This is a genomic window from Streptomyces sp. NPDC002536 (genome assembly GCF_053594995.1).
In genome coordinates, this window is sequence record NZ_JBSFWU010000004.1 from 1 (window position 1) to 23,469 (window position 23,469).

The following is a 23,469-nucleotide window of genomic DNA, read 5'->3' on the forward strand; positions in this document are numbered from 1 at the left end:
TGACATATGCGGCTCCGCCGCGTGGGCGCGACCAGCCACCGACGGCCCGCAGCCGACGCACCACCCCAGGGGTCCGGGGCGAAGCCCCGAGAACCTCTACTGCGGGAGCGTCGCGGCTGGCCGCGCAGTTCCCCGCGCCCCTGACGGGGCGCTGCGGTGCCGCACGACGAAGATCCGTCGGACACACCCTGGCGCCGAGCCCGCCTGCGCCGTACGTCTGTACTGCCGGAACGCCCATGTGATACACGGTAGTTGACAGAAGGCGCCCGATTGTTGGAGGCGGGGGAATGAGCGACAGGGTCAGTGGTGTGGTGCGCTGGTTCAACCAGGCCAGGGGATACGGGTACATCGACGGCGACGACGGCTCCGAGGTGCGGGTGACCAGCGAGGCCATTGAAGACCTCACTTTCGTCACCGAGGGCATCCGGGTCACGTACGTGCCCGCCATGGACACGGACGGCACCCTTCACGCGGAGCACGTGCGCATCGTGCGGTGAGCAGGGAGGCGCGGGTCACCCCGGTGCCACCGCGCCGACCTCCCGTTCCCGGCCGCCCGGGTGCCGGTGGCGCCAGATCCAGAAGACCGCGCAGGACACCGTCGCCCACACGGCCAGCACCACGAAGGGCAGGGCGTGCTGGTGGCTCCGGAAGTACACCGCCGTGTGCTGGGCGTTGACCGAGGCGCCCGGCGGGAGCCAGCGGCCGATCGAGCCCAGGAGCGACGGGAGCAGCGGCCAGGAGACCGCGCCGCCGGAGGACGGGTTGCCCAGCATGACCAGCACGCCCCACACCGGGATCATCGCCCACCGGCCGATGAGGGTGTTGCACATGGTGAAGAACATGCCCGCCGTGAACATCGTGAACGCGAGGATCAGCCAGGACTCGACGAACGGCAGCCGCAGTGCACTCAGTCCCCAGTCCACGACGGCCGTGATGGCGAAGCCGCCCAGGAGCGCATAGGCGAGGGTGAAGGCGATGCGTTCGGCCGGGGTGAGGTCGCGGGCGTGGACGCTCAGCTGGATGGAACCGATCATGCCGACGACCACCGCGGCGAGCGTGATGTAGAAGAGGGCGAGGCCTCGCGGGTCGCCCGGCTGGAGCGGGTTGACGTCCCGCACGGTCACCGGCACGCCGATGGATGTGCCGACCTCGGGCGCAGCCGTGGCCAGCAACTGCGCCACGGTGGCTCCTGATGCCCCGGAGACGTCCAGTGCGGGGTTGCTGCCGGGGCGCTCCCGGAGGATCGCGAAGACCTGCTGTTCGTCCACCGCGTTCCGGGCGGCCGAGTAGGTGGCGTAGTGGTGCAGCTGCAGTTCGGCGCCCAGGGCCTTTTCCATCCCCTGGACGAACGCGGCACGCTTGATCCTGGATTCGGCCACCCCGGTGACGGCCACCGGGACGCGGTGCGGCGTGGGGTTGGCCATGGCATAGGTGTACGAGCCGGCGAACAGCCCGGCGGCCGCGGCCACGAGGAGGACGAGCACCGTGGCCGGCAGGAACGGCGAGCGGCGGAACGCCGTCCAGCGCTCGCCGGGGCGCTTGCGCTGCCCGGCGGCGCCGGTACGGTCTCCGCCCTCGCCGCTCCCGTCCGTCATGGGGTCACCATAAGCGGACCTGCCGGATCCGGCAGGTTTCCGCAGAGCCGGCCAGGGCTCAGCGGGCCGGGCGGTCGTCCACCCTGACTCTCACCTTCCAGAGGATGACCAGGTGGGGACACACCCGGCCGGGCTGCGGAATGCAGCGCTCGTAGGCCTCGATGCCCGTGGCGCCGGGCCCTTCTATCAGGAAGTCCGCCATCGCGCTGCCGTCCTCGGACGTCAACGCCGTTGTCCGGTCGGCGACTCCAGGGTTGTCCGCCGTCGGCAGGCTCCATGCCCAGGTGGCGGACGGCGAGCGGAATCCGGTGAGCCGGACCCGTAGGTTCGTATCGTTCTGCACGGTCAGCGTGCTGCCGTTGTCGGCATTGGTGAGCGTCACATCACTGACGCCCGCCGCCCTGACCGGGGCCGGGGCGTGCGCGGCCGCCGGGGCGGGAGATGCCGCAACTCCCAGCAGCGCTCCCACGGCCAGTGGCACGGTCAGCAGGGCAGTGAGCCTCATGTCGTCCGTCCTCACGTGTGTCGGGGGGTGTCTGACCGCCCCAACACTGCCCGCCCGGCCCGGAACCTGTCCTCACCACATCACGCCATCTCCTGACCGCCGCGCCGCTCGCGCCACGACGTCAGGACCTCCTCCACGTCGAACGGGGCGAGCTGCAGCGGCGGTCCGGGAGGCGGCATCCTGAGAGCCGCGGCGATCTTCTCGTTGATCTCCGCGACGATCCGCCGGACCTGCGCCTCCGTCCCGGCGCCCACCGCGGCGGCCAGGGCGTCCTCGGCCTCCTTGCGCAGGGCGAGCGCCGGCGGGAGGAAGGAGATCTGCTCGCGGCGCATCTTCTCCTTGACCCACCAGTCCTCGTCGTAGGGCCTGTGCGCGTCGCCGGGCAGGGGCTTGCCGAAGCCCGGCAGTTTCGCGAAGTCGCCCCGCTCCTCCGCCACGCGGATCTGCTGCTCGACCCACGACTCGAATCTGGCACCCGGCGGTTTGCGTTCGGTCACTGTGCGCTCCTTCCAAGGAGCCGTCGCCCGGCCCCGCACCGGGCTCCCCTCTCCAGTGTGCCGGTCGCCGGAGCACTACTGGCCGCGGACCTCCACGCAGACGTGCCCGTAGTGCTCGGGCTTGACGTCCTTGCTGTATTCGGCCGTCTTCCAGCTGTCGACGCAGATCTTCGTGCGGTCGGGGACGACGCGGCCCAGGGCCATGCCGTACTTCTGGCCGGCGCGCCAGTGCCGCGATGCGCTCTTGCCCTGCAGGCCGGGGGGACCGTGCAGCTCGAAGTAGCCGAAGAAGTCACCGCCCTTCGCGGGCGTGGCCGTGGCCCGGGCGACGTACCGGCCGCTGTTGTCGACGGTGAGGCAGACCGGCCCTCCGCACGCCGAACCCGCGAAGGCTGCAGGGCCGGAGGCCAGGAACACCGCCGTGGCGCCCACCGCGCTCACCACCGTGCGCCACACCCAACGCGCTTTCGTCACCGTACGCTTCATCCGCTCCGCCCTCTGCAGTCCCGGTAACGGTCCCGATGACCGTCCGTCGTCCGCAGAGGCTGGCAGCAATCTCCGCGCCGTACGCCCTCATTGCGGGAGGAAACCCCCGAAGGGGGGATGTGCATACGGACCGTGCGCCCCCATGCAACCGTTTCGCTCCCCCATGGGTCATACACCATGCATCTCCCATTGAGCCCGTTGAGCCCATTGGGGAAGGAACAGGGGGAAAGTTGATGTATATGTCAGTACGTCGTGCGGCGGCTGTCGGCGCATCCGCACTGCTGGTCGCTTCGGGCACGCTCCTGGCCGCCGTTCCGGCCGGTGCCCAGACGCCCTCGGCCGCGACGGCCGCCGTGGCGAAGCCGGTCCCGCCGAAGGGCAAGGTGGTGTCCAAGCTGCCGCTGTCCGTACGCGAGCGCCCGACGCAGTCGTCCAAGTACCTCGGCGCTCTCAAGCCGGGGACGGTCGTCGAGCTGTCCTGCAAGAAGCACGGGTCGAACGTGAACGGGAACGACCTGTGGTACCTCCTCGGCAACGGCAAGCCCGGCTACGTCGCTGCGCGTTACGTGCAGAACCTGTCGCCGGTGCCGCTGTGCAAGTGAGGCACGTGAGCACGAGATGAAGCGCGGGGGCGGGCCGGGCCCGCCCCCGTCGCCGGCTCACTGCCGGAGGGCGCGTTCCACGGCGTCGAAGACCCGGTGGATCAGCGCCCGTTGCTCGTCGGCGAAGTCCTCCGCGCGCTCGCCGGCCAGCAGGCGGCGGACCGCGGTCAGATAGGCGGTGCGGTAGGCGGCGACGGTCAGCGCCGCGGCCAGCCGCGGGCCTTCGTCGTCGGGGTCGGCGCCGGTCCCCTCCGCGATGGCCTCGGCCAGCGCGTTCTCCACCTCCTCGACGCCTTCGCGGGCACGGGCCTGCAGGGCGGGCGAGTCGATGACGACCTGCCAGAAGTTCACGAACCGGTTGGCCACACCGGCCAACGGGTGCTGCTGGTCGTGGAGTTCGATCAGCGCGCGGCGCACCGCCTCCGTCGGGGAGTGCTCCGGATCCCGTTCCCGGACCGTGCGGCCGACGAGCTCGACGGCTTCCGGGATGCGGTCGAGGAAGAGGTCCTCCTTGCGCGGGAAGTAGTTGAAGACCGTCATGGCCGAGACCTGTGCGGCCTCCGCGACCTCGGCGACGGTGACGTGGTCGAAGCCGCGCGCGCAGAACATCTCCGTGGCCGCCGCGGAGATGCGCTGCCGCGTCTGCTGCTTCTTCTGTTCGCGCAGCGTCGGGCGCTGCGGGGCCGATTGCCGGGCCCCCGGGTTCTCGTTGCGGTCCTCGTAGCCCTCGTGATCCTCCACGCCAAAAATTATATAGCGGCCACATCTTTTTAGTGACTACAGTGAGCGCCATGGAAGACATGACCCAGGAAGTCAGGACCACGGACTACGACGTCGTGGTGGCGGGCGCCGGCCCCACGGGCCTCATGCTCGCCTGCGAGCTCGCGTTGGCGGGGACGGCCGTGGTCGTCGTCGAGCGGCTGCCGGAGCCCGACAGGACGATCAAGGCGGGGGCCATCAACGCGCCCAGCGCGGTGGCGTTCGACCGGCGGGGCCTGCTGCCCGCGATGGCCGCGGTGCAGGAGCTCCGCCTCGCGGAGGTCTCGGAGTTCCTGCGCGCGCACGCCCCCGACGGGCAGGCGGCGAAGAGCGCGCCGAAGTTCGTGGGCCACTTCGCGGGCATACCGCTGTACGGCAACATGCTGGACACGTCCGACCCCGACTTCGCCCACCTCGGCCCGGCGGGCGATGTCGGCCTGGTGCCCCAGGCCGATCTGGAGGGCGTGCTCCTCGAGCGCGCCGCCGCCCTGGGCGTGGAGCTGCGGCGGGGCGTGGAGCTCGAAGGATTCGATGCGGACGACGAGGGAGTGAGCGTCCGCACGAGCGGGGGGACGATCCGCGCGGGCTGGCTGGTCGGCTGCGACGGCGGCCGCAGCACGGTCCGGCGGCTCGCGGGCTTCGACTTCCCCGGTACGGACCCGGAGATCACCGGCCATCAGGCCGTGGTGGAGCTGGAGGGCGCGGAGGCCCTGGGCAGCGGCTGGCAGGGCACCGGCACCGGCGTCTACGTCCACGGTCCCTTCCCCGGCCGGATCCTCACCGTCGAGTTCGACGGCCCGCCGGCCGACCGGAACGCACCGGTGACCGCCGAGGAGCTGGAGACCAGCCTGCGCAAGGTCTCCGGAGCGGACGTCCGGATCACCAAGGTGCACACCGCCACCCGCTTCACCGACAACGCCCGCCAGGCGAGCTCGTATCGCAAGGGGCGCATCCTGCTGGCCGGTGACGCGGCGCACGTGCACTCGCCGTTCGGCGGCCAGGGGCTGAACCTGGGCATCGGCGACGCGATGAACCTCGGCTGGAAGCTGGCCGCCACGGTGCACGGCACGGCCGCCGAGGGGCTGCTCGACACCTACACGGCCGAGCGGCACCCCATCGGCGCCTGGGTGCTGGAGTGGACCAGGGCGCAGATCGCCGTCATGCGGCTGACGCCGCACGCGCAGGCGATGCGCAGCGTCGTGCGCGATCTGATGGACACCGTCACGGGCACCACGTACTTCGTCAAGAAGATCCTGGGCGTCTGGCAGGCGTACGACCTGCCGGGCGACCATCCGCTGACGGGACGCAGTGCGCCGGACCTTCTCCTGGCCGACGGCACGCGCCTGGCCGATCATCTCCACGACGGCCAGGCGCTGTTGCTCGACCTCGGCGCCGCCGGGCCCGGTCTCGCCGACCGGGCCGAGGCGTTCGGGGGCCGGGTGCGGACGGTCGCGGCCCGGTGCACCTCGCATCCCGGACTGGCGGCGCTGCTGGTGCGGCCCGACGGCTTCGTCGCGTGGGCCACGGACGGTGAGGACCTCCACGGGCTCGACACCGCGCTCACGCAGTGGTTCGGGGTGCCTCAGCCGCGCGGCGCGAGCAGCACGACCGCGGCGGAGTAGGGGGCGAGGGCGGTGGGCACCCGGCCGCGCTGCGTGGCCGGGTCCTTGTCGCCCTGCTGCCACGTCAGCGTGCGGTCCGCGCGGTAGCCGCGGGGCAGGTTCAGGTAGATCTTCTGCGTCTGCCGGGGGTCCTTGTTGACCACCACGACCGCGAGTGTGCCGTCGGCCCGGCGGACCGCGTGGGCGGTGAGGGTGTCGCTGCTGCCGGATACGGCGGTGGCGAGGGTGCTGCCGCCGCCCTTGAGTGCGGTGGTCAGCATCTGCATCGTGTAGTACGGCGCGAAGGGAGTGCCCACCGGGGGCTGGCACTGCTTGCCCTTCTTGTCGTCGGAGAAGCACACTCCGGACGACAGCAGGCCGAGATCGCCCCAGTTGGCGGTGCCCGTGTTCAAGGGGCCGTTGTACAGGGCCCACCAATCGATGTCGGAGGCGCCGTTCTCCAGGAGTGACAGGTTGTTGTCCAGCAGGTAGAGGGCTCCCACGGCGTTGTCCTGCTGTTGAGTGGCGTTGAGTGTCGCGGAGTTGGTCTCGCCGACGGTGACCGCGATGCGGTGTCCCGGCCCCGAGGCCCGGTCCATGTCGGCGCGCAGGGCGCGCAGGACCGGGCCGGTGGCCGCGGTGTCGGCCAGCACGTCGGCGTCGCTCTGCTTGTGGCTGAAGGCGGCGTGGTACCAGTGGATGTCGGCGAAGTCGACGGCGCGGGCCAGGCCGGGGGTGTTGAGGACGGTGTCGTCCCATTCCTTCATGGCCTTGTTGAAGCCGGGTTCGTTCAGCTTCGCCGGGTCGTAGGGGAACAGCCCGATGCCGATCCGGATGCCGGGGTCGACCGCCTTCATCGCCTCGGAGTAGGCGATGACGTTGCGGGCGTAGGCGGCCGGGGACTTGTCGGTGTGGGCGTCGGGCTGGTGCGGGAAGTTGCGGCCGGGGAGGGTGAACCAGCCGTTGAGGTAGGTCTCCTCGCCGATCACCCAGTCGCGGACCCCGTAGTGGCGGGTCTTGTTGGCGTAGCGCACCCAGGCGGCCGCCTCGCGGGGGTCGCCGGGCTTGGGGTGTTCCGGGGTACTGGGGGCGTCCTTGGTGTCGGTCGGTCCGGTCCCGTAGTTGACGTGCACGAGCATGCGGGCGTCGGCGGCGCGTGCCGTGGCGGCGAACCGGTCGAAGCTGAACTCCGGGTTCAGGTCCTGGTATCCGCCGTTGTCCTTGCCGTTGGGGTCGGGGCTGAGCCAGCCGCCGTGCTCGAAGTGGTAGAGGTCGGTGGGCCCTCCGGCGTTGAAGGAGAGCGTCCTGATGCCCGCCTTGCGGATGAGGCCGGGTGTCCTGGCATCCTTCAAGTACGGGTTCCAGAAGGGCGTGTTGACGCCGATCGCGGTGGCGGTGACGGTGTTGGTGACCCGGCCGCCGACCGTGATCTCCGCGCCTTCCGGTGCTCCCGCCGCCGCACCGGGCGCCGAGGCGATTCCGGCCAGGGCGGCGGTGGCGACGGCCAGGGCGATGATGCGCTTGGACACGGCCAAGTCCTCTCCGTGGGTGAACCGTTGTGTTCACCAGCGTCGCAAGGAAGGTCGACTCCGGGGCAGTTGGCCGTGTCACCGGTGCACGCTGACAGATGTCATATGCCGACCGCGGCTGCCCGCGCAGCGGCGGTCCGGCCGGCGCGCCCGGGCCGGGCGACACGCCCACATCACCGCAATGCACCTATTTTGACATTGAATGATTAATGGTGGGAGGCGCCTCCGACCCCTGCGAAGGACGCCCATGTGATGCTCCCCCGAAAGCCTCGCCATTCCCTTCTCGCAGGGGTCGCCCACGGCTCTCCGCGACGGGCCCTGGGGACGCTCCTCCTGCTCACGCTGGTGGCCCTGGCGGCCGCCGTGGGCGGGCACGGCGTGGGCGAGCGGCTGGCACCGGGCGGGTGGACCCCGGCCATGGCGCAGTCGACCCGGGCCGACGCCTTCCTCGCGTCGCACTTCGGCGGCGGCGAGCCGCACCTGGTACTGGTCGTCACCTCGGACGGGCAGGTCGACGCGCCCGCGGCGGCGGACGCGGGCCGGGCGCTGACCGGGCGTCTGGCGTCCGACCCGCACACGGCCTGGGTGCGGGGCTACTGGCCGCAGCAGGTGCCCGAGCTGCGGAGCCGGGACGGGCACAGCGCCGTGGTCGCCGTGCGGTTCCACGGCGACGAACGGGCCGTACTGGCGGCCAGCAAGGCCGTGACGGCCCGGGAGACCGGGCGCGCGGGGCCGTTGCAGGTCTCGGCCGCCGGCGAGGCCGCACTGTTCGCCGAGATGGAGCGGCTGAGCACCGAGGGCGCGCTGGTCGCCGAGATGGTCGTGGCGCCGCTGGTGCTGCTGATCCTGCTGTGGATCTTCGGCAGTCTGGTCGCCGCGCTGCTGCCCGTGCTCGTGGGCGGCTTCGCGGTCGTCACCACGACCGCCGTGCTGCGGCTGCTCAGCGAGGTGATGACGGTGTCGGTGTTCGTGCTGAACATCGCCACCGCGCTCGGCTTCGGACTCGCCGTCGACTACTGCCTGCTGATGGTCAGCCGGTACCGCGAGGAGCTCGCCGCGGGAGCGCAGCCCGTGCAGGCCGCCGAGCGCGCCCTGGGCACCGCGGGGCGGGCGGTGGCGTTCTCCGCGACGACCGTGGCGGCGGCGCTGGGTGCGCTGATGGTCTTCCCGCTGCCGCTGACCCGTTCGCTGGCCGTCGGCGGAGCGGCCGTGGCGGTGTGCTCGGCGGCCGGCGCCCTGCTGGTGCTGCCCGCGATGCTGGTGCTGCTGGGCGCACGCGTCAACCGCTTCGACCTGTTCGCCCGTTGGCGGCGCGGCGCCCGGCGGCCGGTGGCGCAGGGCCGCTGGTACCGGCTGGCGATGTGGGTGACGCGGCGCCCGGCGGCCGTCGCCGTGGGCACCCTGCTGGTGCTCGGGGTGCTGGCCGCGCCGGGGGCCGGGGTGCGGTTCGGCATGTACGACGACCGCATCCTGCCGCCCTCCTCGCCGGTGGCCCAGGCCTCGCGGCGGCTGCGCACCGACTTCGCCGCGGAGGCCGAGGACACGGCCACGGTGGTGCTGCCGGGCCTGCGCATCGCGCCCCCGGCCGAGGCCCTGACCTCCGACGCGCCCGAGGCGGACCCGGGCGCGGCGTCCGCCGCGGCGGCCGTGCACGGCTATGCCGCGCGACTGTCGCAGCTGCCGGGCGTGCGGCAGGTGCAGACAGCGACCGGCACGTACCGCAACGGCCGGCTCACGGCCGACGCGGACGTCCGGGGGGCCGGCTTCGCCGGGCCTGCCGGGACCTGGCTGAGCATCACCCCGTCGGTGCCGTCGGTACTGTCCCCGGAGGGCCGGCTGCTGACCGAACGGCTGCGCCGCGAACCCGCCCCCGCCCCCGCGCTGGTGGGCGGCTCCGGGGCCCGGATGACCGACACCGAGGACGCACTGAGCAACCGGCTGCCCGCCGCGATCCTGCTCACCGTGGCCGCCACGCTGGTGCTGCTGTTCGCCTACACCCGCAGCCTGCTGGTGCCCGTCAAGGCCGTGCTGCTCAACGCCCTCAGCCTGGCGGCCACGTTCGGGATCATCGTCGCGGTCTTCCAACAGGGCCGGCTGGAATGGCTGATCGGGCCGCTCAACGCACCCGACACCACCGACGTCATCATCCCCGCGGTGATGTTCTGCACGGCCTTCGGCCTGTCGATGGACTACGAGGTCTTCCTGCTCTCCCGCATCCTGGAGGAGCACCGCAACGGCACGGAGACCCGTCTCGCGGTGGCCACCGGACTGCAGCGCACCGCGCGGCTGTTCACGTCGGCGGCGCTGGTGTTCGCCGTCGTCATGGCCTCCCTCGCCGCCTGCGACCTGGCCATGCTGCAGCTCATCGGCTTCGGCCTGGCCGTCGCCGTCGTCCTGGACTGCACCCTGGTACGGGCCCTGCTGGTGCCCGCCGTCATGTGCCTGGCGGGCCGGGCCAATTGGTGGCCCGCACGCGGCGCGCGGAGCCGACGGGACGGGCCGTAACGGAGGGCATGACTCCGCAAACGGCCGTCAACTTCGCGTTTAGGCAAAACATTCGATATCAAGCGTCAAATACTCTTGATCTGCGCATGACCATCCCGTGAGATCGCGACAGCCGCTCCGTGCGGCTCCGGTCCTCTCAGGGAGAATTCATGCACGTAGCTCGTCTCCGGTCGCGCGTCGCGGCCGCAACGGCAGCCACCGCCGCCCTCACCGCCGTTGCACTGACGGCCGCCCCGCTGACCGGGGCCACCGCTGCCGCGCACGCCGCGACGATCCCGCACACCAAGGCGGTTCCGGCCAGTGCCGGTCACGCCCTGGTGCGCGCCGTGGGCAGCCCGCTCTCCATCGAGCAGTGCCAGGCCCAGTTCAAGCTGAACTGCTACGACCCGATCCAGTACCGCAAGGCGTACAACCTGGAGCCGCTGTACAAGGCCGGCATCACCGGCAAGGGCCGCACGATCGTCATCGTCGACTCCTTCGGCTCGCCGACGATCCAGCACGACCTGGACGTCTACAGCAAGCAGTTCGGCATACCCAGCACCAAGGTCGACGTCGTCAAGTGGGGCAACGTCCCCGCGTTCGACCCCAAGAACCCGGACATGACCGGCTGGGCCGGCGAGACCACCCTCGACGTCGAGATGGCGCACGCCGTGGCGCCCGACGCGAAGATCGTCCTGGTCGAGACGGCGGTCGCCGAGACCGAGGGCACCACCGGTCTGCCGGAGATGATGGACGCCGAGAAGGCCATGATCGACCGCGGCGTCGGCGACGTGATCAGCCAGAGCTTCGGCGCGACGGAGAACACCTTCCCCGGCTTCGACAAGGGCGACTTCTCCAGCATCAAGAACCTGCGGTACGCCTTCAAGGACGCCGCGAAGAAGCACGTGACCGTGCTCGCCTCCTCCGGTGACGGCGGTGCCACCGACAACACGGCCGACGGCAAGGGCTACTACAAGGAGCGCGTCAACTCCTGGCCCTCGTCCGACCCGCTGGTGACCTCCATCGGCGGCACCCAGCTGCACCTCGACGACAAGGGCAACCGCGTCAAGCCCGACAGCGTCTACAACGACCACGGCGCGGGCGGCGGCGGCCAGTCGCACGTCTTCGGCCGCCCGTCGTTCCAGAACGGCGTCAAGGGCGTCGTCGGCGACCGCCGCGGCACCCCGGACATCTCGATGTCCGCCGCGGTCGACGGCGGTGCCTGGATCTACTCCAGCTACGACCCGACCGCGACCGGCTGGGACATCACCGGCGGCACCAGCGAGGCCTGCCCGCTGTTCTCCGGCATCGTCGCCCTGGCCGACCAGGCCGCCGGGCACCGCGTGGGCAACATCAACGAGGCGCTGTACACGCTGAACAAGCAGTCCGCGCACGGCAAGAACACCGGCATCGTCGACGTCAACGACGGTACGAACAACAGCTACCAGGGCGTCGAGGGCTACACCGCCGTCAACGGCTACGACATGGCGACCGGCGTCGGCACCGTGGACGCCGCCCGCTTCGTCCCGGCCCTCGCCCGGGCGAGCCGCCGCGGCTGACGCACCGTAGGACACTCACCCGCAAGGGTGCCGGGGGAGCAGGGAACACCCTGCTCCCCCGGCCTGCTTGACCGGCCGTCACCAACCGCGACCGGACAACTGCGTGTCGTAACGAGGCCGAGCGTCGTTGAGCGCATCGGGGGCCGTTCCCCCGCCTGCTTCGCCGTCGAGAGCAAGGATCTGTGATGCGCCTGTTCCGCACTGCGGTCGCCACCCTGGGAGGCCTCCTCCTCGCCGTCTCGCTGCCTGCCGCCACGGCAGGCGCCTCCGGCGGCGATTTCCACTGGAGGGGACCCGGAGGGCATCCCTACTTCATCACCAACCCGCCGGACGGCAAGTGCTTCGCCATGGAACAGGAGGCGCGCCAGGCGGAGAACGGGACCAAGGGCGTGGCCGTGGTCTACGCGGACAAGGGCTGCAAGGGCGCGGAGCACCGCCTGGGCCGCGGGCAGAAGGCCCCCGCCAAGTTCGTCTTCAAGAGCGTGAAGTTCGGCGGCCGCTGAGTCGTTCGCCGTGCGTCATTCGCCGTGCAGGACCTTCCAGGTCCGGGGGCCGACGATGCCGTCGACGTGCAGGTGGTGGTCGCGCTGGAACTTGAGCACCGCCCGTTCGGTGGCGGGGCCGAAGTCGCCGTCGGCGCCCCACGGGCCGATGTCGTAGTGCCAGTAGTCCAGCAGGCACTGGACCTCCTGAACCGCCTTGCCGTGGTCGCCGCGTGAGACGACGTCGTTCCCGTCGTAGTAGAGGCAGCCGATGTACCCGGTCCGCTGCGCCGGTTGATGGTGCTGGGCCGGTGCAGCGGCGGCCGGTACGGCCACCGCGGTGGTCACGGCGAGGGCCGCGCCGAGCAGGCCGGTGAGGGCGGTGGTCCTTCTCGTCCTCGTGATCGTCGTCTTTGTGATCGCGGTCTTCATGGTCTCCCGCTTCCGTCGGTCGGGGTTCCTGCACCCGCAAAGATAGGGAGGCGCCCGGCTCCGGGGCGTCCCGCACGGGGTGGAGATCCGTCCTGCACCCGGGGCGGTAGACCGCCTCCCTCTCCACCCGGCGCAGCAGCCGGGCGGGGCACGCCTGTTGGCCCTCTTCCGCCGCACCCGTCCCGCCCCTACCCTGGCCTCCGATGACCACGACCGGGAACCGGGGGACGGGCGCCGGGCTGCGGCGCGACGCGGTGGGCATGCGCGAGGTGCTGTTCCAGAGCATCACCGCGATGGCCCCCGGAGCCGCCATCGCGGCCTCGATCCCCACCGGTGCGCCCTTCGCGGGCGGCAGCCTGCCGCTGTCCGTGCTGCTCGCCCTCCTGGCCTGCCTGCTGGCCGCCTCGTGCATCGGGGAGCTGGCACGCCGCCTTCCGGCCGCCGGGTCGGTGGCGGCCTACAGCTCGCAGGGCCTGCACCCGGCGGCCGGTTTCCTCGTCGCGTGGGCGTACGTCTTCGTGGAGGCGCTGATCCCGGCGCTGTTGATGCTCCAGATCGGCTTCACCACGGCCGGGACGCTGCACGACGAGTGGGCCGGGTACCCGGAGGACCTGTGGTGGCCGTGGGCGCTGGCGGGGGCGGCGGTCGTGATCGTCGCGGGCTTCTACGGGATCCGGGCCTCGGCGCGGCTCGGCACCGTCCTCGGCGTGCTGGAGATCGCGGTCTTCCTGGTCCTCACCGTCCTGCTGATCGTGCGGGCCGGATCGGCCAACTCCCTCTCCGTGTTCACCACCGGGCACGCCCCCGGGGGCAGCGGCGCGGGCGGGGTACTCGCGGGCGCCGCGTACTGCGTCCTGGGCTTCGCCGGGTTCGAGGCCGCGGCGCCGCTGGCGGAGGAGGCCCGGCGGCCGCGGCGCACGGTGCAGCGGGCGGTGGTCGGGGCGGCGCTGGGCGTCGGGCTGTTCTATGTGGCCGCCACCTACGCCATGACCGTCTTCTACGGGCCCGACAGGTTCGCGTCGTTCGGGGTGGCGGGGGCGGCGTCGTGGGGCGGGGTGGCGCGGGCCTCGTTCGGGTTCTTCTGGGTGCTGGTGCTCCTGGCCGTCGTCAACTCCTGTGTGGCCAATGCCAATGCAGGCGTCAACGCGGCGACCCGCACGGCCTTCGCGTTCGGCCGCATCGGGGTGTGGCCGCGGGCCCTCGCCGTCGTGCATCCCCGGCACCGCTCCCCCGTGGTCGCCGTCGCCGTGCAGGGCGTGGTCACTCTGGCGGTGGCGCTGGGGCTCGGTGCCGCCTACGGCCCGACGACGGCCTTCTCGCTCCTGGCGACGGTCGTCGTGACCGTGGTCATGGGGGTGTACATCGTGGCCGACCTCGCCTGTGCGGGCTTCTTCCTGCGCCGCCGGCGCGCGGAGTTGCGGCCCGTGCGCCATCTGCTCGTCCCGGCGCTGGGCGTGGTCGCGTTCGTGCCGGCCCTGCTGACGGCCGCGGGACTGCCGGTCTTCTGGTTCGTCACCCGGCTCGCGGCGCCCGTCTCGTACGCCGGTCCGGTGGTGGCGGTGTGGATGCTGCTCGGCGTGGTCGTGCTGCTGGTGCTGCGGCGGCGGCATCCGGAGCGGCTGGCGGCGATCGGGCGGGTCCATCTCGACGACGAAGCGGAGCTGCAGGACCATGACTGATCCGAGGATCCTGACCGTACGCCCCGAACCGGGCGATTTCGCCTGGACGTTCGGCGGCGCGCCGCCGGTGGCGCGGATCGCGCCCGGCACCGTGCTGGACCTGTACACGGAGGACTGCTTCGCGGGGCGGGTCCGGTCCGAGCAGGACCTGGTCTCGCGGGTGTGCGAGTTCCCCTTCCTCAACCCGCAGACCGGCCCGTTCCACGTGGAGGGCGCGGAGCCCGGGGACACGCTGGCCGTGCACTTCGTGTCCGTCGAACCGGCCCGCGACCGGGCCGCCTCCACCACCGTGCCGCTGTTCGGGGCACTCACCTCCACGCACGCGACGGCTTCGTTGCACGAGCCGCTGCCCGAGGTCGTCTGGATGTGGCAGCTCGACCGGGCGCGCCGCACCTGCCTGTTCAGTGCCCGGGACAGCGATACCGAGATCGAGCTGCCGATGGATCCGATGCACGGCACGGTCGGTGTCGCGCCCGCGAACCTGGAGGTCCGCTCGGCGCTCGTGCCCGACGCGCACGGCGGCAACATGGACACGCCCGAGATGCGGGCCGGGGTCACCTGCTTCCTCGGGGTGAACGTGGAGGGCGCACTGCTGAGCCTGGGCGACGGGCACGCACGGCAGGGCGAGGGCGAGGCGTGCGGTGTGGCCGTGGAGTGCGCGATGAACACGGTCGTGATCGTCGAGCTGTTGAAGGACATCGCGACACCGTGGCCCCGCCTGGAGTCCGACACGCACATCATCTCCACCGGTTCCGCCCGCCCGTTGGAGGACGCCTTCCGGATCGCCCAGCTCGGCCTGGTGGACTGGCTGCACCGGGACTTCGGGCTGTCGCGGCTGGACGCCTACCAGTTGGTGACGCAGGCGTCCGAGTCACCGCTGGCCAACGTCTGCGACGCGAACTACACGTGCGTGGCGAAGCTGCGCAGGGAGTGGCTGCCGCCGGGGAGTACGCACCGGGACGTGCACGGGCAACTGAGGGAGTCGGCGCGGGCGTTGGGGCAGCTCGGCGGGCGGTAGGCGGGAAGAGCACGCCGACGGGACACAGGTGCCGCCGATGTGCTGCGCCGGCCCGACGACCGCTGGCCGCGGGCCAGGAGGCCCGAAGGCCCTATGGATCGTCCTTTCGGAGAAGAGGGTTCGCTTCGGTGGGACCCTCCGGCCACGGGGACAGGGCGTTAAAGAGCCGTAAAGATTGCCGGAACCAGGAAATGAATGCAGCCTGCATCCGATGGCACGATGCCCCCGTCCAGCGAGGTTGTCAGTGAGGCGGGAAGGATGCTCATGGGCTGGTTTCTGGGTCTCGGCATCGGGGGGATCGCGCTCCTGGTCCTCTCGCTGGTGTTCGACGGGGTGTTGGAGAGCGTTTTCGACGGCGCCCTGGGCGGACTGTTCGACGGGTGGCTGTCGCTCCCGGTGGTCGCGGGCTTCGTCTCGATGCTCGGTTTCACGGGGGCGATCGTGCTCGGGTCCACCGGACTCGGGGCGGGAGCGGCAGCCGCCGCGGGGAGCGTCGCGGGGTCGGGCGCCGGCTGGCTGACGTACCGGTTCAGTCGGGCTCTCCTGCGCGACAGCGGCCCGGCCGCACTCACCAGGGACGATCTCATCGGGACCGCCGGAACGGTGGTGACCGCCATCCCGGCCGACGGCTACGGAGAAGTTCTGCTGCGCCTGGCCGGGCAGCCGGCGAAGTACGCCGCCACGGCGGACGGGCCGGTGGGCCGGGGCGCGGAGGTGTGGGTCGCCGCCGCCCCGTCGTCCACGTCGGTGAGCGTGCGCACGGTCGAGCGCTGACGCGCGCAAGTCCCCTTTCTTCATTGCATTTTTCACTGCTTTTCCCTGCCAGTACGACCTGCCGCCCCTCCCCCGGCGGCAGGAGAGGAGATTCTCCATGAGCCCAGTCGTCATCGCGGTCGTAGGAGTGGTGGTGCTCCTCGTCCTGCTCGCGCTGGTCGTCGTCACCCGCTACAAGGTGGCGGGCCCCAGCGAGGCGTTCATCATCACCGGGCGGCGCGGGAAGAAGGCCACGGACCCGCAGACCGGGAAGGTGTTCACCGACAACAGCGGCCAGAAGGTCGTGGTCGGGGGCGGGGTGTTCGTTGTCCCGTTCGTCCAGCAGCGGTTCGTGCTCGACCTGTCCAGCCGGCACATCCCCGTCGCCGTTCGCGGCGCGGTGACCCTGCGTGGCATCAAGGCCCACCTGGAGGGCGTCGCGATCGTGAAGGTCGGGGGCACGGAGGACGCCATACGCGCCGCCGCACAGCGCTTCCTCCAACAGCAGGACGGCATCGTCGGGTTCACCCAGGAGGTGCTCTCGGGAGCCCTGCGCTCCATCGTGGGCCGGATGTCGGTGGAGGACATCATCCGTGACCGTGCCGCGTTCGCCGGGCAGGTCGCGGAGGAGGCCGAGGCCAGCCTGTCCGGGCAGGGGCTCGTCCTCGACGCCTTCCAGATCCAGGACATCACCACGGAGGGCAGCTACCTGGAGGACCTCGGCCGGCCAGAGGCCGCCCGGGCCATGCAGGAGGCCGACATCGCCGAGGCCAACGCCCGCCAGGCGGCCGAACAGGCCCGGCTGAAGGCCGAGGAGGAGATCGCGGTCGCACAGCGGACCCTGTATCTGCGGCAGGCGGAGATCAAGGCCGAGACCGACGCGGCGGCCGCGCAGGCCAACGCCGCCGGGCCGCTGGCCGAGGCCGACCGCCAGCAGCAGGTCCTCGTCGAGCAGGAGAAGGTCGCCGAGCGCCAGGCCGCCCTGACGGACCGTCAGCTGGATACCGAGGTGCGCAAGCCCGCCGACGCCAGGCGGTACGAGGCCGAGCAGGAGGCGGAGGCCAAGCGGGTCGCCCGGGTCAAGCAGGCGGAGGCCGAGCGTCTGGCGGCGATCGCCGCGGCCGAGGCCGTGGCCGTCGAGGGCGCCAAGCGGGGCGAGGCCGAGCGTGCCCGGCGTGTGGCCATCGCGGACGCCGTCCGCCAGGAGGGCGAGGCGGAGGCTGCAGCCATCGCCGCCAAGGGCACCGCCGAGGCGGAGGCGATGAACAAGAAGGCCGACGCCTTCGAGCGCTACGGTGACGCGGCCGTCCTGCAGATGCTCGTCGAGGTGCTGCCCCAGGTGGTCGGCAAGGCGGCCGAACCGCTCGGTGCCATCGACAAGTTGACCGTCATCTCCACCGACGGCGCCGGCAAGCTGCCGCGCACGGTCGCCGACAACGTCGCCCAGGGCATGGAGCTCATCGGCTCCACCACGGGCGTCGACCTGGCCGGGCTCCTCAAGGGCCTGACCGCGGACAAGGGCAAGCCCGCCCAGGGGGACGCGGCACGGGCTCCGCGCAACGGCAAGATCGCGATTACCGAGTAACGCGCATCGGACAGGACACGGGGGAACACGGCGAGGCCGGCCACGGGGGTACGGCCCCGCCGCTGCCGCGTGTCAGGGCTGCGCAGGCCAGTCCAGGAGCCGGGCCCCGATGACGGCGGTCTGCAGCGTGTAGCGGTGGGTCGGGTCGGCCGGGTCGCAGCCGGTCAGGACGTGGATGCGGCGGAGCCGGTAGGTCAGCGCCCGGACGCTGAGCGACAACGTGCGGGCGGCCTCCGCCGATATGCACCCCGCGTCGAAATAGGCGGTGAGCGTCTCCAGCAACGGCACGGCCCCGCCACGGGCCTGGCCCAACGGCCCCAGCGTCGTGTGGACCAGGTCCGCCAGTGCCTGCCGGTCGCGGGCCAGCACCGGGAAGACCAGCAGGTCGGACGCCTTCAACACGGGCTCGTCGAAGCCCATCCGGGCAGCGAGCTCCAACGTCGACAGAGCCTCCTCATAGGAGTGCGCGACACCCCCGCCGCCGCTCTTGGGCCTGCCGACGGCTGTCCGGCCGCCCGTGCCGATCGCCGCGTACGCCTGCTCGGCGAAGTACGTCAGCACATCGGTCTGGTCGCCCGGGGCGATGCAGATGACCCGGCCGTCCTTGGTCGTGATGAGGATGTTCCGGCTGCCGAACCGGCCGACGAGGGAATCGGCGACCTGCCGCGTCACCGGGTGGAAGTCGTCGTACGCCTCGGGCCCTGCGGCGACCGCCACCGCGTAGGCGTGGGAGAGCAGCAGCCCGAACCGCTCGGCCCGCGCCGCCAGACGCCCGAGATTGCTGCGGCCGTGCAGCAGGTCGTCGACGAACTCCCGCCGGTCCGCCTCCTCTTGACGCGCCGCGAGCCGTTGAGCCCGCTCGTACCCCTCCGCGAACGCGTCGATCGCCTGCTCCGCCGCACCGAGCACACGGTCGGCGTCGGACGGGGAGGTGCGCCCTGCGGGCCAGTGCCGCCGGGTGGCCGCCAGGTGGGCGGCCACGCACGAGCGCAGGGACAGCCCGGCCTCCGCCGCCTGTTCGCCGCTCGCCCGCCGCGCCCCGATCTGCGTCCGGTCCGGCCGACGGCCCGTGCCGGCCGCATCGGTCAGGATCTTCTCGTACCCGTCCAGGTACGACTCGGGTCCTGTCCTCGCTCCCACGCGTGTTCTCCCGGTTCGGCGCCGCTTTACCTCCTATTTACGCACACGGCGTGGCGTGCGTTGCCACGGGAGCGGGCGCACCGTATCCCTAGGGCCTGTCCGGCGGATCTTCGCTCGTGGGCGCGACCAGGCGCCCCGTCAGGGGCGCGGGGAACTGCGCGATCGGCCATCGACGGCCTGCAGCCGACGCACCATCCCAGGGGTCCGGGGCGAAGCCCTGGGAACCTCGACTGCGGGCGCGTCATGGCCGATCGCGCAGTTCCCCGCGCCCCTGACGGGGCGCTGCGGTGCCGCGCGACGCAGATCCGCCGGACACGGCCTAGGCCGCCAGCACCTGCTCTCCCCGGGCGAGGAGCCCGTACAGCGCCATCGGGGTCACGTACCCGGGCCAGCGCCCGTCGGCGAACAGGTGCACCCCGGCATCCTGGTAGCACTGATCCACCAGTTGCGAGCAGATCTGGTGCCGGGTCGAGGCCACGTAGCGCCGCAGCCCGGGCAGCGGCAGCCGGAACCGGTGTGCGGCGATGGCTCCGTAGTCGAGGAAGCTGTACGGCACTCCGACATAGCGGCCGGCTGCTGCGCACACGGCCACACGTTGCTGCCCGGTCAGGCCGGGCGGGTACACGTACAGGACGCGCGAGTGCGTGTATTCCTCCAGCGGGCGGATGCGCGCCCCGCCCGGTTCGGCCTCCAGCAACTTCCCGCCGGGCAGGACGAGGAAGGCGTGTTCGTAGTCGGCGAATCCGTTGCCGTTCAGCCACTGGCCGACGCGGATCAGCCTGCCGGTGGGGCCTGCTATCTGGGTGAGCCCGATGTCTGCGGGCATGGGGGTGGTGTGCATCATCGACGGCTCCGCGGCACGCGAGGGGGGTAAGCCACCTATGTGATACCCGCCTCGGGTCTGCCTATCGCATACCGCCGACACCCGCTGCGGCGAGCCAGTCCGTGATGCGCTGCCGGGGCCGGACCCCGCTGAAGCGGGAGACCTCCCGGCCGTCCCGCAGCAGGACGACCGCAGGCACGCCGAGGGCGTCGAAGCGCTGCCGCGCCCACTCGGCGCGGGCGATGTCGATCTGCACACCGATCAGGCCTTCTCGGTGATCTCGTGGAGTACCCCGCCGCGGGGCGGTGCGGCGGCCTCGTCGTCGGGGAGGTCGGGCATGACCGCGGCATCGGCGGCGGTACGGGCGAAGCGGGGCGCATGCTCGGGAGCGGCGGAGACGCCGTTCACCTCGAGTCCTGCGCCGAGCAGCCGCTCCAGCACGGCGAGGTCGAGTTCACGGCCGGGGCGTTCGGTGAGCCACACCTCGGCCAACGACGGTGCGAGGGCGAGCAGCACGTCGGCCAGGGCATGGTCGACCCGGATGTTCTCAAGGGTGAGGTTGGCCAGGTGGCGTGCTTCCGACAGGGCGTGCAGCCGTTCCGGCTCCAGGTCGGGGACGTCGCTGAGGACGAGGCTCCGGAGGGAGTCGAAGGTCTCGGTTCCGGCGAGGGCGGTGAGCCCCGCCCCGGTGAAATGCGATGATTCCAGTACGAGATAGGTCAACTCGGGCATTCCGCCGAGCGCCCCGACGCCCTCGTCGGTGAAGTCGCCGGACAGGACCAGCGTCTTGAGGCTGCGATGGCCCGCCACGGACCGGATCGTCGCGTCGCCCGCACCGCCCAGGTCGACGACCGTGAACGTGTCGGGCGGCAGCTCGGCCAGGGCCGCGAGGCTGTCCCCGCCCGTGTCCGCCGCGTAGATCAACTGCGCCTCGGACGGGACCTCCAGGAGGCCGCGGGGCTCCCGCTCCATGAGGTCACCGTGCCCGGTGCAGCTGACCAGTGTGCCGGGAAGTCCGTGCTCCGGGAAGCGGAGTATGCGAGTCCTGTTGCCCATGCGGCTCATGCTAGGCATGCGCCACGGCCGCCTGGGTCGGCCGATCGGCCGAGTTCGGACCCCCGCCGGGTGGAGGAGGCCCTGCATCCGGCGTCACAGCCGTCAGGCGTCCAGCGCCTCGCGGCTCGGCGGCCCGATGGCGGCACCGAGCACGGCGTTGTTGGGGATGAGCATCTTGCCGTCGTCGGTGTGGAGCTCGACGAACAGCAGGGTCATGTCGGTGACTTCGCCCTCGATCCGGCCGCCGAGCGGACCCGACTGGACGCTGACCCGCTCGCCGATCGTGAACGGGTGCGCGACCAGCAGCACCAGACCGGCGAAGATGTTCCCCAGCACCGGCTGGGCCGCGATGCCCAGGATCACCCCGGTCAGCGCGCCGCCCAGCAGCAGTTTCTCCCAGGGCACCCGGAGCAGGCTCAGCGCGCCGAGTATCACCAGCGCATAGCCGGACAGCAGGCAGATCACCCGCAGCGCAGCGGTCCGGTCGTCGCTGATCCGGCCGGACAGCAGTTTCACCAGGTCGTCCGTGGCCCCGCGCACCGCGATCAGTGCACCCACCAGGAAGACGCCCGCGCTGACGCCGGCGATCACCCGGGAGGTCAGCGACTCGTGGCTGCCGGGATTCCCCAGCAGTCCGCCGAAGTTGAGCGACACGACGAGCCCGCCGATGGCCAACGACGTGATGACGACGGCCCGCCGGGTCCGGATCGTCCCCCGCCAGTGCAGCCGGTGTTGCATGGCGATGACGCCTGCGGACATGCGGTCCTGGTCCACCGATGAGCCCTTCTGTGGTGCGCACGTGGTGCGGATGTGGTGAGAATGGTCGCGGAGCAGACTACCCAGGGCACCGGGCTGTCCTCTGACCAGCAGCGGGACCGACCGGCGGCAGGGCGACCTGCACCCCGTCGCTCTGGCAGGCGGGAGGCGCCGGGGGCGCCCCAGGGTCCTGTTGCCGGGGGCACCTTCGAGTCCGGACACTGCTGTCCGGTGAGACACAACCATCAGCCCACGCGAATGAGGGTGCCCGTGACGCCGTCACTGTTCCGGATGCTCGACTGGCACGAGCTGATAGAGGCCGAGCGGCAGCAGCCCGGCGCCCGGGTCTTCGTCTCCGACTACAACGGCGGCCACCCGTTCGTCGAGGAGTTCCTCGGCGAACTCGCCGACACCGCCCCGGGGCGCCTGGCGGACATCACCCGCTACTCCGGCCAGGACGAGGACGTCGAGCTGCGCGCCAAAATCGCCGCGATGCACCGGCACTACGACGGGGCCGACTGCACGCTGCGCAACGTGCTCCCGGGCGGCGGTTCCAGCAGCCTCCTCGGCACGTTCGCCACCTGGCTGCTGCTGACAGGACGGCGACGGATCCACTACGTCGCGCCGGTGTACTACAAGCTCGCCTACCTCTTCAGACGCATGGGCATAGAACCCGTCCCCGTCGCCCGCGGCCACGCCTACCAAAGGGAATTCGACCTGCGCCTGCCCGACGAACGGACCGTGCTCGTCCTCACCGACCCGGTCTGGTACGCGGGCAGAAGAGTCCCTTCCACGGTGCTGAAGGCCATCGGGGTCTGGCAGCAGGAGACGGGCTCACTGGTCTTCGTCGACGGGACCTTCCAGTACATGCGCTGGGACGGGGAACGCGGCGAGGAGTCGGCCACCCGCCTGCCCGGCGACCTCACCCTCCGCATGGTGTGCCCCACCAAATACCTGTCGATCCACGGCTACCGCTGCGCCCATCTGCTCGTCCCCGGTCACCTGCGCAACGAGCTGGCCGAGCTGCACATCAATCTGCACGGCGATGTGGCGGTGTCCGACCGCCTCTTCGCGCACCGTGCGGCCGACCTCATGCTCGGCGAGGGCAACGGCGCACTGATACGGCATCTCCGCGACCGCCACCGGGTGCTGGCGGACAGCGGCGCCCTCAGCGCGCGGATGCCGGTGGAGACCGGTTTCTTCCTGTTCGCCCGGCCGCGGGTGCCGGACCGCTGGTTCCTCGCCCTGGACGGGAAGTACTTCGAACTCGACGGTCACCCCGGCTACATCCGCATCAACCTGCTCAACCGCACTGGTGTCGAAGCCTTGATGGCCACGGTCCGTCAGCAGGCCGGCCGGCCCGGGAAGGTGTGACGGCCGGCCCAGACGCGTGCCGAGATCCGCGCCAGCAGGCGGGCCGCCGGGTCGTCGACGTCGTGCCCGTTCGCCAGGGGGCCGGTGTAGCAGACGGCGATCGTGTAGGGCTCCGCGTCCTGCGGATACACCACGGCGGCGCAGTGCCGCACTCCGGGAAACCAGCCGTTCTTGCTCGCCAGCCGGGACCGCGGCGGCAGCCCGGCCGCCAGGTCCACGCGGTGGACGTTGCCCTCCAGCAGTCCGAGGACCTCCGGCTCCAGCGACTCCAGCAGCCTGACCAGATCGGCGGCGGTGACCCGGTTGCGGACACCGGCCGCACGGGCGGGATGGTCCTCGATACCACGCGGGCTCGCACTGGCGGACGCGCCGGCCTGCCGCCACACCCGCGCCACGGCGTCGTGGCCGACTTCGGCCAGGCAGAGGTTGGTGGCGAGGTTCGAGGAGTGCGTGACCATCCGCCCGGCGAGCCAGCGCAGCGACGCGGCTGCACCGAGGAGCTCCCACGGCTCCGGATCGCTGTCTGCAGCAGGCGAGTTGGCGTAGGTGGCCGAACCGGCCACGGACGTGAAGCGGTTGACCACGGGGATGCTTCTGTCCAGGTCGACTCCGCTGCGGTGGAGCGCGGCCAGCACCGCCACCTTCATCGTGCTGGCCGCGTCATGCGGCACGTCCTGGTTCCGTTCGACCACGGGGGTGCGCCGCCACGGCGCCACGACGAGTGAGAGCACGATCCGACGGTACGCCCGGAGAG

At 71.6% G+C, this 23,469-nt stretch carries 24 protein-coding genes; 11 read left to right on the forward strand and 13 right to left on the reverse strand.

What is annotated here, in order from left to right; genetic code table 11:
- Positions 1 to 287: 287 nt before the first annotated feature.
- Positions 288 to 497 carry a cold shock domain-containing protein gene (locus tag ACWD4B_RS02530; RefSeq protein ID WP_451419023.1) on the forward strand — a complete coding sequence of 70 codons (210 nt, stop codon included), beginning with the start codon at positions 288 to 290 and terminating at the stop codon, positions 495 to 497.
- A gap of 15 nt (positions 498 to 512) precedes the next feature.
- On the opposite strand, the gene ACWD4B_RS02535 is transcribed toward ACWD4B_RS02530, so the two are convergent.
- The 4 genes from ACWD4B_RS02535 to ACWD4B_RS02550 all read right to left on the reverse strand — a co-directional run bounded on the left by ACWD4B_RS02535 (position 513) and on the right by ACWD4B_RS02550 (position 3,071).
- Positions 513 to 1,595 carry an ABC transporter permease gene (locus tag ACWD4B_RS02535; protein WP_451419024.1) on the reverse strand — a complete coding sequence of 361 codons (1,083 nt, stop codon included), beginning with the start codon at positions 1,593 to 1,595 and terminating at the stop codon, positions 513 to 515.
- Positions 1,596 to 1,653: 58 nt separating this feature from the next.
- Positions 1,654 to 2,100 (reverse strand): hypothetical protein, encoded by a 447-nt coding sequence (locus ACWD4B_RS02540; protein WP_451419025.1) that lies wholly within the window; start codon positions 2,098 to 2,100, stop codon positions 1,654 to 1,656.
- 80 nt (positions 2,101 to 2,180) lie between these two features.
- Positions 2,181 to 2,597, reverse strand: a complete 417-nt coding sequence (locus ACWD4B_RS02545; protein ID WP_451419026.1) for a DnaJ family domain-containing protein — start codon at positions 2,595 to 2,597, stop codon at positions 2,181 to 2,183.
- 75 nt (positions 2,598 to 2,672) lie between these two features.
- On the reverse strand, positions 2,673 to 3,071 hold the full coding sequence (locus ACWD4B_RS02550; RefSeq protein WP_451419027.1) for a hypothetical protein: 399 nt from the start codon (positions 3,069 to 3,071) through the stop codon (positions 2,673 to 2,675).
- A gap of 251 nt (positions 3,072 to 3,322) precedes the next feature.
- On the opposite strand from ACWD4B_RS02550, the gene ACWD4B_RS02555 reads away from it, so the two are divergent.
- Positions 3,323 to 3,685: an SH3 domain-containing protein gene (locus ACWD4B_RS02555; protein WP_451419028.1), complete on the forward strand. Its 363-nt coding sequence runs from the start codon at positions 3,323 to 3,325 to the stop codon at positions 3,683 to 3,685.
- 57 nt (positions 3,686 to 3,742) lie between these two features.
- Here ACWD4B_RS02555 and ACWD4B_RS02560 read toward each other — a convergent pair whose 3' ends face one another.
- Complete coding sequence (locus tag ACWD4B_RS02560; RefSeq protein WP_451419029.1) at positions 3,743 to 4,426, reverse strand: TetR family transcriptional regulator; 684 nt, start codon at positions 4,424 to 4,426, stop codon at positions 3,743 to 3,745.
- A gap of 50 nt (positions 4,427 to 4,476) precedes the next feature.
- Here ACWD4B_RS02560 and ACWD4B_RS02565 point away from each other — a divergent pair, with 50 nt between their 5' ends.
- Positions 4,477 to 6,066 carry an FAD-dependent monooxygenase gene (locus ACWD4B_RS02565; protein ID WP_451419030.1) on the forward strand — a complete coding sequence of 530 codons (1,590 nt, stop codon included), beginning with the start codon at positions 4,477 to 4,479 and terminating at the stop codon, positions 6,064 to 6,066.
- Here ACWD4B_RS02565 and ACWD4B_RS02570 read toward each other — a convergent pair.
- Entirely contained in the window at positions 6,027 to 7,574 is a 1,548-nt protein-coding gene (locus ACWD4B_RS02570) for a hypothetical protein (RefSeq protein WP_451419031.1), read from the reverse strand. The two genes, ACWD4B_RS02565 and ACWD4B_RS02570, sit on opposite strands and share 40 nt — an antisense overlap.
- A gap of 252 nt (positions 7,575 to 7,826) precedes the next feature.
- Between ACWD4B_RS02570 and ACWD4B_RS02575 the strand changes: the two genes are divergently transcribed.
- From ACWD4B_RS02575 to ACWD4B_RS02585, 3 genes are all read left to right on the forward strand, one after another.
- The gene (locus tag ACWD4B_RS02575) at positions 7,827 to 10,079 is read left to right on the forward strand and encodes an MMPL family transporter (RefSeq protein ID WP_451419032.1); all 2,253 of its coding nucleotides are present in this window, start codon (positions 7,827 to 7,829) and stop codon (positions 10,077 to 10,079) included.
- Between the two features lie 149 nt (positions 10,080 to 10,228).
- A complete protein-coding gene (locus ACWD4B_RS02580; RefSeq protein WP_451419033.1) occupies positions 10,229 to 11,617 on the forward strand; it encodes a S53 family peptidase in 1,389 nt (462 codons plus the stop codon).
- Between the two features lie 185 nt (positions 11,618 to 11,802).
- Entirely contained in the window at positions 11,803 to 12,120 is a 318-nt protein-coding gene (locus tag ACWD4B_RS02585) for a hypothetical protein (RefSeq protein WP_451419034.1), read from the forward strand.
- Between the two features lie 15 nt (positions 12,121 to 12,135).
- On the opposite strand, the gene ACWD4B_RS02590 is transcribed toward ACWD4B_RS02585, so the two are convergent.
- Positions 12,136 to 12,531 carry a peptidoglycan-binding domain-containing protein gene (locus ACWD4B_RS02590; protein ID WP_451419035.1) on the reverse strand — a complete coding sequence of 132 codons (396 nt, stop codon included), beginning with the start codon at positions 12,529 to 12,531 and terminating at the stop codon, positions 12,136 to 12,138.
- A 203-nt stretch (positions 12,532 to 12,734) separates the two neighbouring features.
- On the opposite strand from ACWD4B_RS02590, the gene ACWD4B_RS02595 reads away from it, so the two are divergent.
- From ACWD4B_RS02595 to ACWD4B_RS02610, 4 genes are all read left to right on the forward strand, one after another.
- A complete protein-coding gene (locus ACWD4B_RS02595; RefSeq protein ID WP_451419036.1) occupies positions 12,735 to 14,210 on the forward strand; it encodes an APC family permease in 1,476 nt (491 codons plus the stop codon).
- The gene (locus ACWD4B_RS02600) at positions 14,203 to 15,228 is read left to right on the forward strand and encodes an acetamidase/formamidase family protein (protein WP_451419037.1); all 1,026 of its coding nucleotides are present in this window, start codon (positions 14,203 to 14,205) and stop codon (positions 15,226 to 15,228) included. The genes ACWD4B_RS02595 and ACWD4B_RS02600 overlap by 8 nt, the downstream gene beginning before the upstream one ends.
- A gap of 264 nt (positions 15,229 to 15,492) precedes the next feature.
- Positions 15,493 to 16,002 (forward strand): hypothetical protein, encoded by a 510-nt coding sequence (locus tag ACWD4B_RS02605; RefSeq protein WP_451419038.1) that lies wholly within the window; start codon positions 15,493 to 15,495, stop codon positions 16,000 to 16,002.
- Positions 16,003 to 16,099: 97 nt separating this feature from the next.
- The gene (locus ACWD4B_RS02610) at positions 16,100 to 17,566 is read left to right on the forward strand and encodes a flotillin family protein (protein WP_451419039.1); all 1,467 of its coding nucleotides are present in this window, start codon (positions 16,100 to 16,102) and stop codon (positions 17,564 to 17,566) included.
- A gap of 72 nt (positions 17,567 to 17,638) precedes the next feature.
- Here the strand turns inward: ACWD4B_RS02610 and ACWD4B_RS02615 are convergent, their stop codons facing one another.
- From ACWD4B_RS02615 to ACWD4B_RS02635, 5 genes are all read right to left on the reverse strand, one after another.
- The gene (locus ACWD4B_RS02615; RefSeq protein ID WP_451419040.1) at positions 17,639 to 18,706 is read right to left on the reverse strand and encodes a PucR family transcriptional regulator; all 1,068 of its coding nucleotides are present in this window, start codon (positions 18,704 to 18,706) and stop codon (positions 17,639 to 17,641) included.
- Between the two features lie 319 nt (positions 18,707 to 19,025).
- Positions 19,026 to 19,550 (reverse strand): hypothetical protein, encoded by a 525-nt coding sequence (locus tag ACWD4B_RS02620; protein WP_451419041.1) that lies wholly within the window; start codon positions 19,548 to 19,550, stop codon positions 19,026 to 19,028.
- Between the two features lie 61 nt (positions 19,551 to 19,611).
- Positions 19,612 to 19,785 carry a hypothetical protein gene (locus ACWD4B_RS02625; RefSeq protein WP_451419042.1) on the reverse strand — a complete coding sequence of 58 codons (174 nt, stop codon included), beginning with the start codon at positions 19,783 to 19,785 and terminating at the stop codon, positions 19,612 to 19,614.
- A 5-nt stretch (positions 19,786 to 19,790) separates the two neighbouring features.
- A complete protein-coding gene (locus tag ACWD4B_RS02630) occupies positions 19,791 to 20,585 on the reverse strand; it encodes a hypothetical protein (RefSeq protein WP_451419043.1) in 795 nt (264 codons plus the stop codon).
- 102 nt (positions 20,586 to 20,687) lie between these two features.
- Complete coding sequence (locus ACWD4B_RS02635) at positions 20,688 to 21,344, reverse strand: mechanosensitive ion channel family protein (protein ID WP_451419044.1); 657 nt, start codon at positions 21,342 to 21,344, stop codon at positions 20,688 to 20,690.
- A gap of 267 nt (positions 21,345 to 21,611) precedes the next feature.
- Here ACWD4B_RS02635 and ACWD4B_RS02640 point away from each other — a divergent pair, with 267 nt between their 5' ends.
- On the forward strand, positions 21,612 to 22,715 hold the full coding sequence (locus ACWD4B_RS02640) for an aminotransferase class I/II-fold pyridoxal phosphate-dependent enzyme (protein WP_451419045.1): 1,104 nt from the start codon (positions 21,612 to 21,614) through the stop codon (positions 22,713 to 22,715).
- On the opposite strand, the gene ACWD4B_RS02645 is transcribed toward ACWD4B_RS02640, so the two are convergent.
- Entirely contained in the window at positions 22,685 to 23,446 is a 762-nt protein-coding gene (locus tag ACWD4B_RS02645; protein WP_451419046.1) for a serine hydrolase, read from the reverse strand. The two genes, ACWD4B_RS02640 and ACWD4B_RS02645, sit on opposite strands and share 31 nt — an antisense overlap.
- Positions 23,447 to 23,469: the final 23 nt, after the last annotated feature.

Excerpts from the sequence above, each read along its gene's own strand:
- ACWD4B_RS02530 (WP_451419023.1), top strand. The coding sequence starts at position 288 with ATGAGCGACAGGGTCAGTGGTGTGGTGCGCTGGTTCAACCAGGCCAGG.
- ACWD4B_RS02535 (WP_451419024.1), bottom strand. The coding sequence starts at position 1,595 with ATGACGGACGGGAGCGGCGAGGGCGGAGACCGTACCGGCGCCGCCGGG.
- ACWD4B_RS02540 (WP_451419025.1), bottom strand. The coding sequence starts at position 2,100 with ATGAGGCTCACTGCCCTGCTGACCGTGCCACTGGCCGTGGGAGCGCTG.
- ACWD4B_RS02555 (WP_451419028.1), top strand. The coding sequence starts at position 3,323 with ATGTCAGTACGTCGTGCGGCGGCTGTCGGCGCATCCGCACTGCTGGTC.
- ACWD4B_RS02565 (WP_451419030.1), top strand. The coding sequence starts at position 4,477 with ATGGAAGACATGACCCAGGAAGTCAGGACCACGGACTACGACGTCGTG.
- ACWD4B_RS02575 (WP_451419032.1), top strand. The coding sequence starts at position 7,827 with ATGCTCCCCCGAAAGCCTCGCCATTCCCTTCTCGCAGGGGTCGCCCAC.
- ACWD4B_RS02580 (WP_451419033.1), top strand. The coding sequence starts at position 10,229 with ATGCACGTAGCTCGTCTCCGGTCGCGCGTCGCGGCCGCAACGGCAGCC.
- ACWD4B_RS02585 (WP_451419034.1), top strand. The coding sequence starts at position 11,803 with ATGCGCCTGTTCCGCACTGCGGTCGCCACCCTGGGAGGCCTCCTCCTC.
- ACWD4B_RS02590 (WP_451419035.1), bottom strand. The coding sequence starts at position 12,531 with ATGAAGACCGCGATCACAAAGACGACGATCACGAGGACGAGAAGGACC.
- ACWD4B_RS02595 (WP_451419036.1), top strand. The coding sequence starts at position 12,735 with ATGACCACGACCGGGAACCGGGGGACGGGCGCCGGGCTGCGGCGCGAC.
- ACWD4B_RS02600 (WP_451419037.1), top strand. The coding sequence starts at position 14,203 with ATGACTGATCCGAGGATCCTGACCGTACGCCCCGAACCGGGCGATTTC.
- ACWD4B_RS02605 (WP_451419038.1), top strand. The coding sequence starts at position 15,493 with ATGGGCTGGTTTCTGGGTCTCGGCATCGGGGGGATCGCGCTCCTGGTC.
- ACWD4B_RS02610 (WP_451419039.1), top strand. The coding sequence starts at position 16,100 with ATGAGCCCAGTCGTCATCGCGGTCGTAGGAGTGGTGGTGCTCCTCGTC.
- ACWD4B_RS02620 (WP_451419041.1), bottom strand. The coding sequence starts at position 19,550 with ATGATGCACACCACCCCCATGCCCGCAGACATCGGGCTCACCCAGATA.
- ACWD4B_RS02630 (WP_451419043.1), bottom strand. The coding sequence starts at position 20,585 with ATGGGCAACAGGACTCGCATACTCCGCTTCCCGGAGCACGGACTTCCC.
- ACWD4B_RS02635 (WP_451419044.1), bottom strand. The coding sequence starts at position 21,344 with ATGTCCGCAGGCGTCATCGCCATGCAACACCGGCTGCACTGGCGGGGG.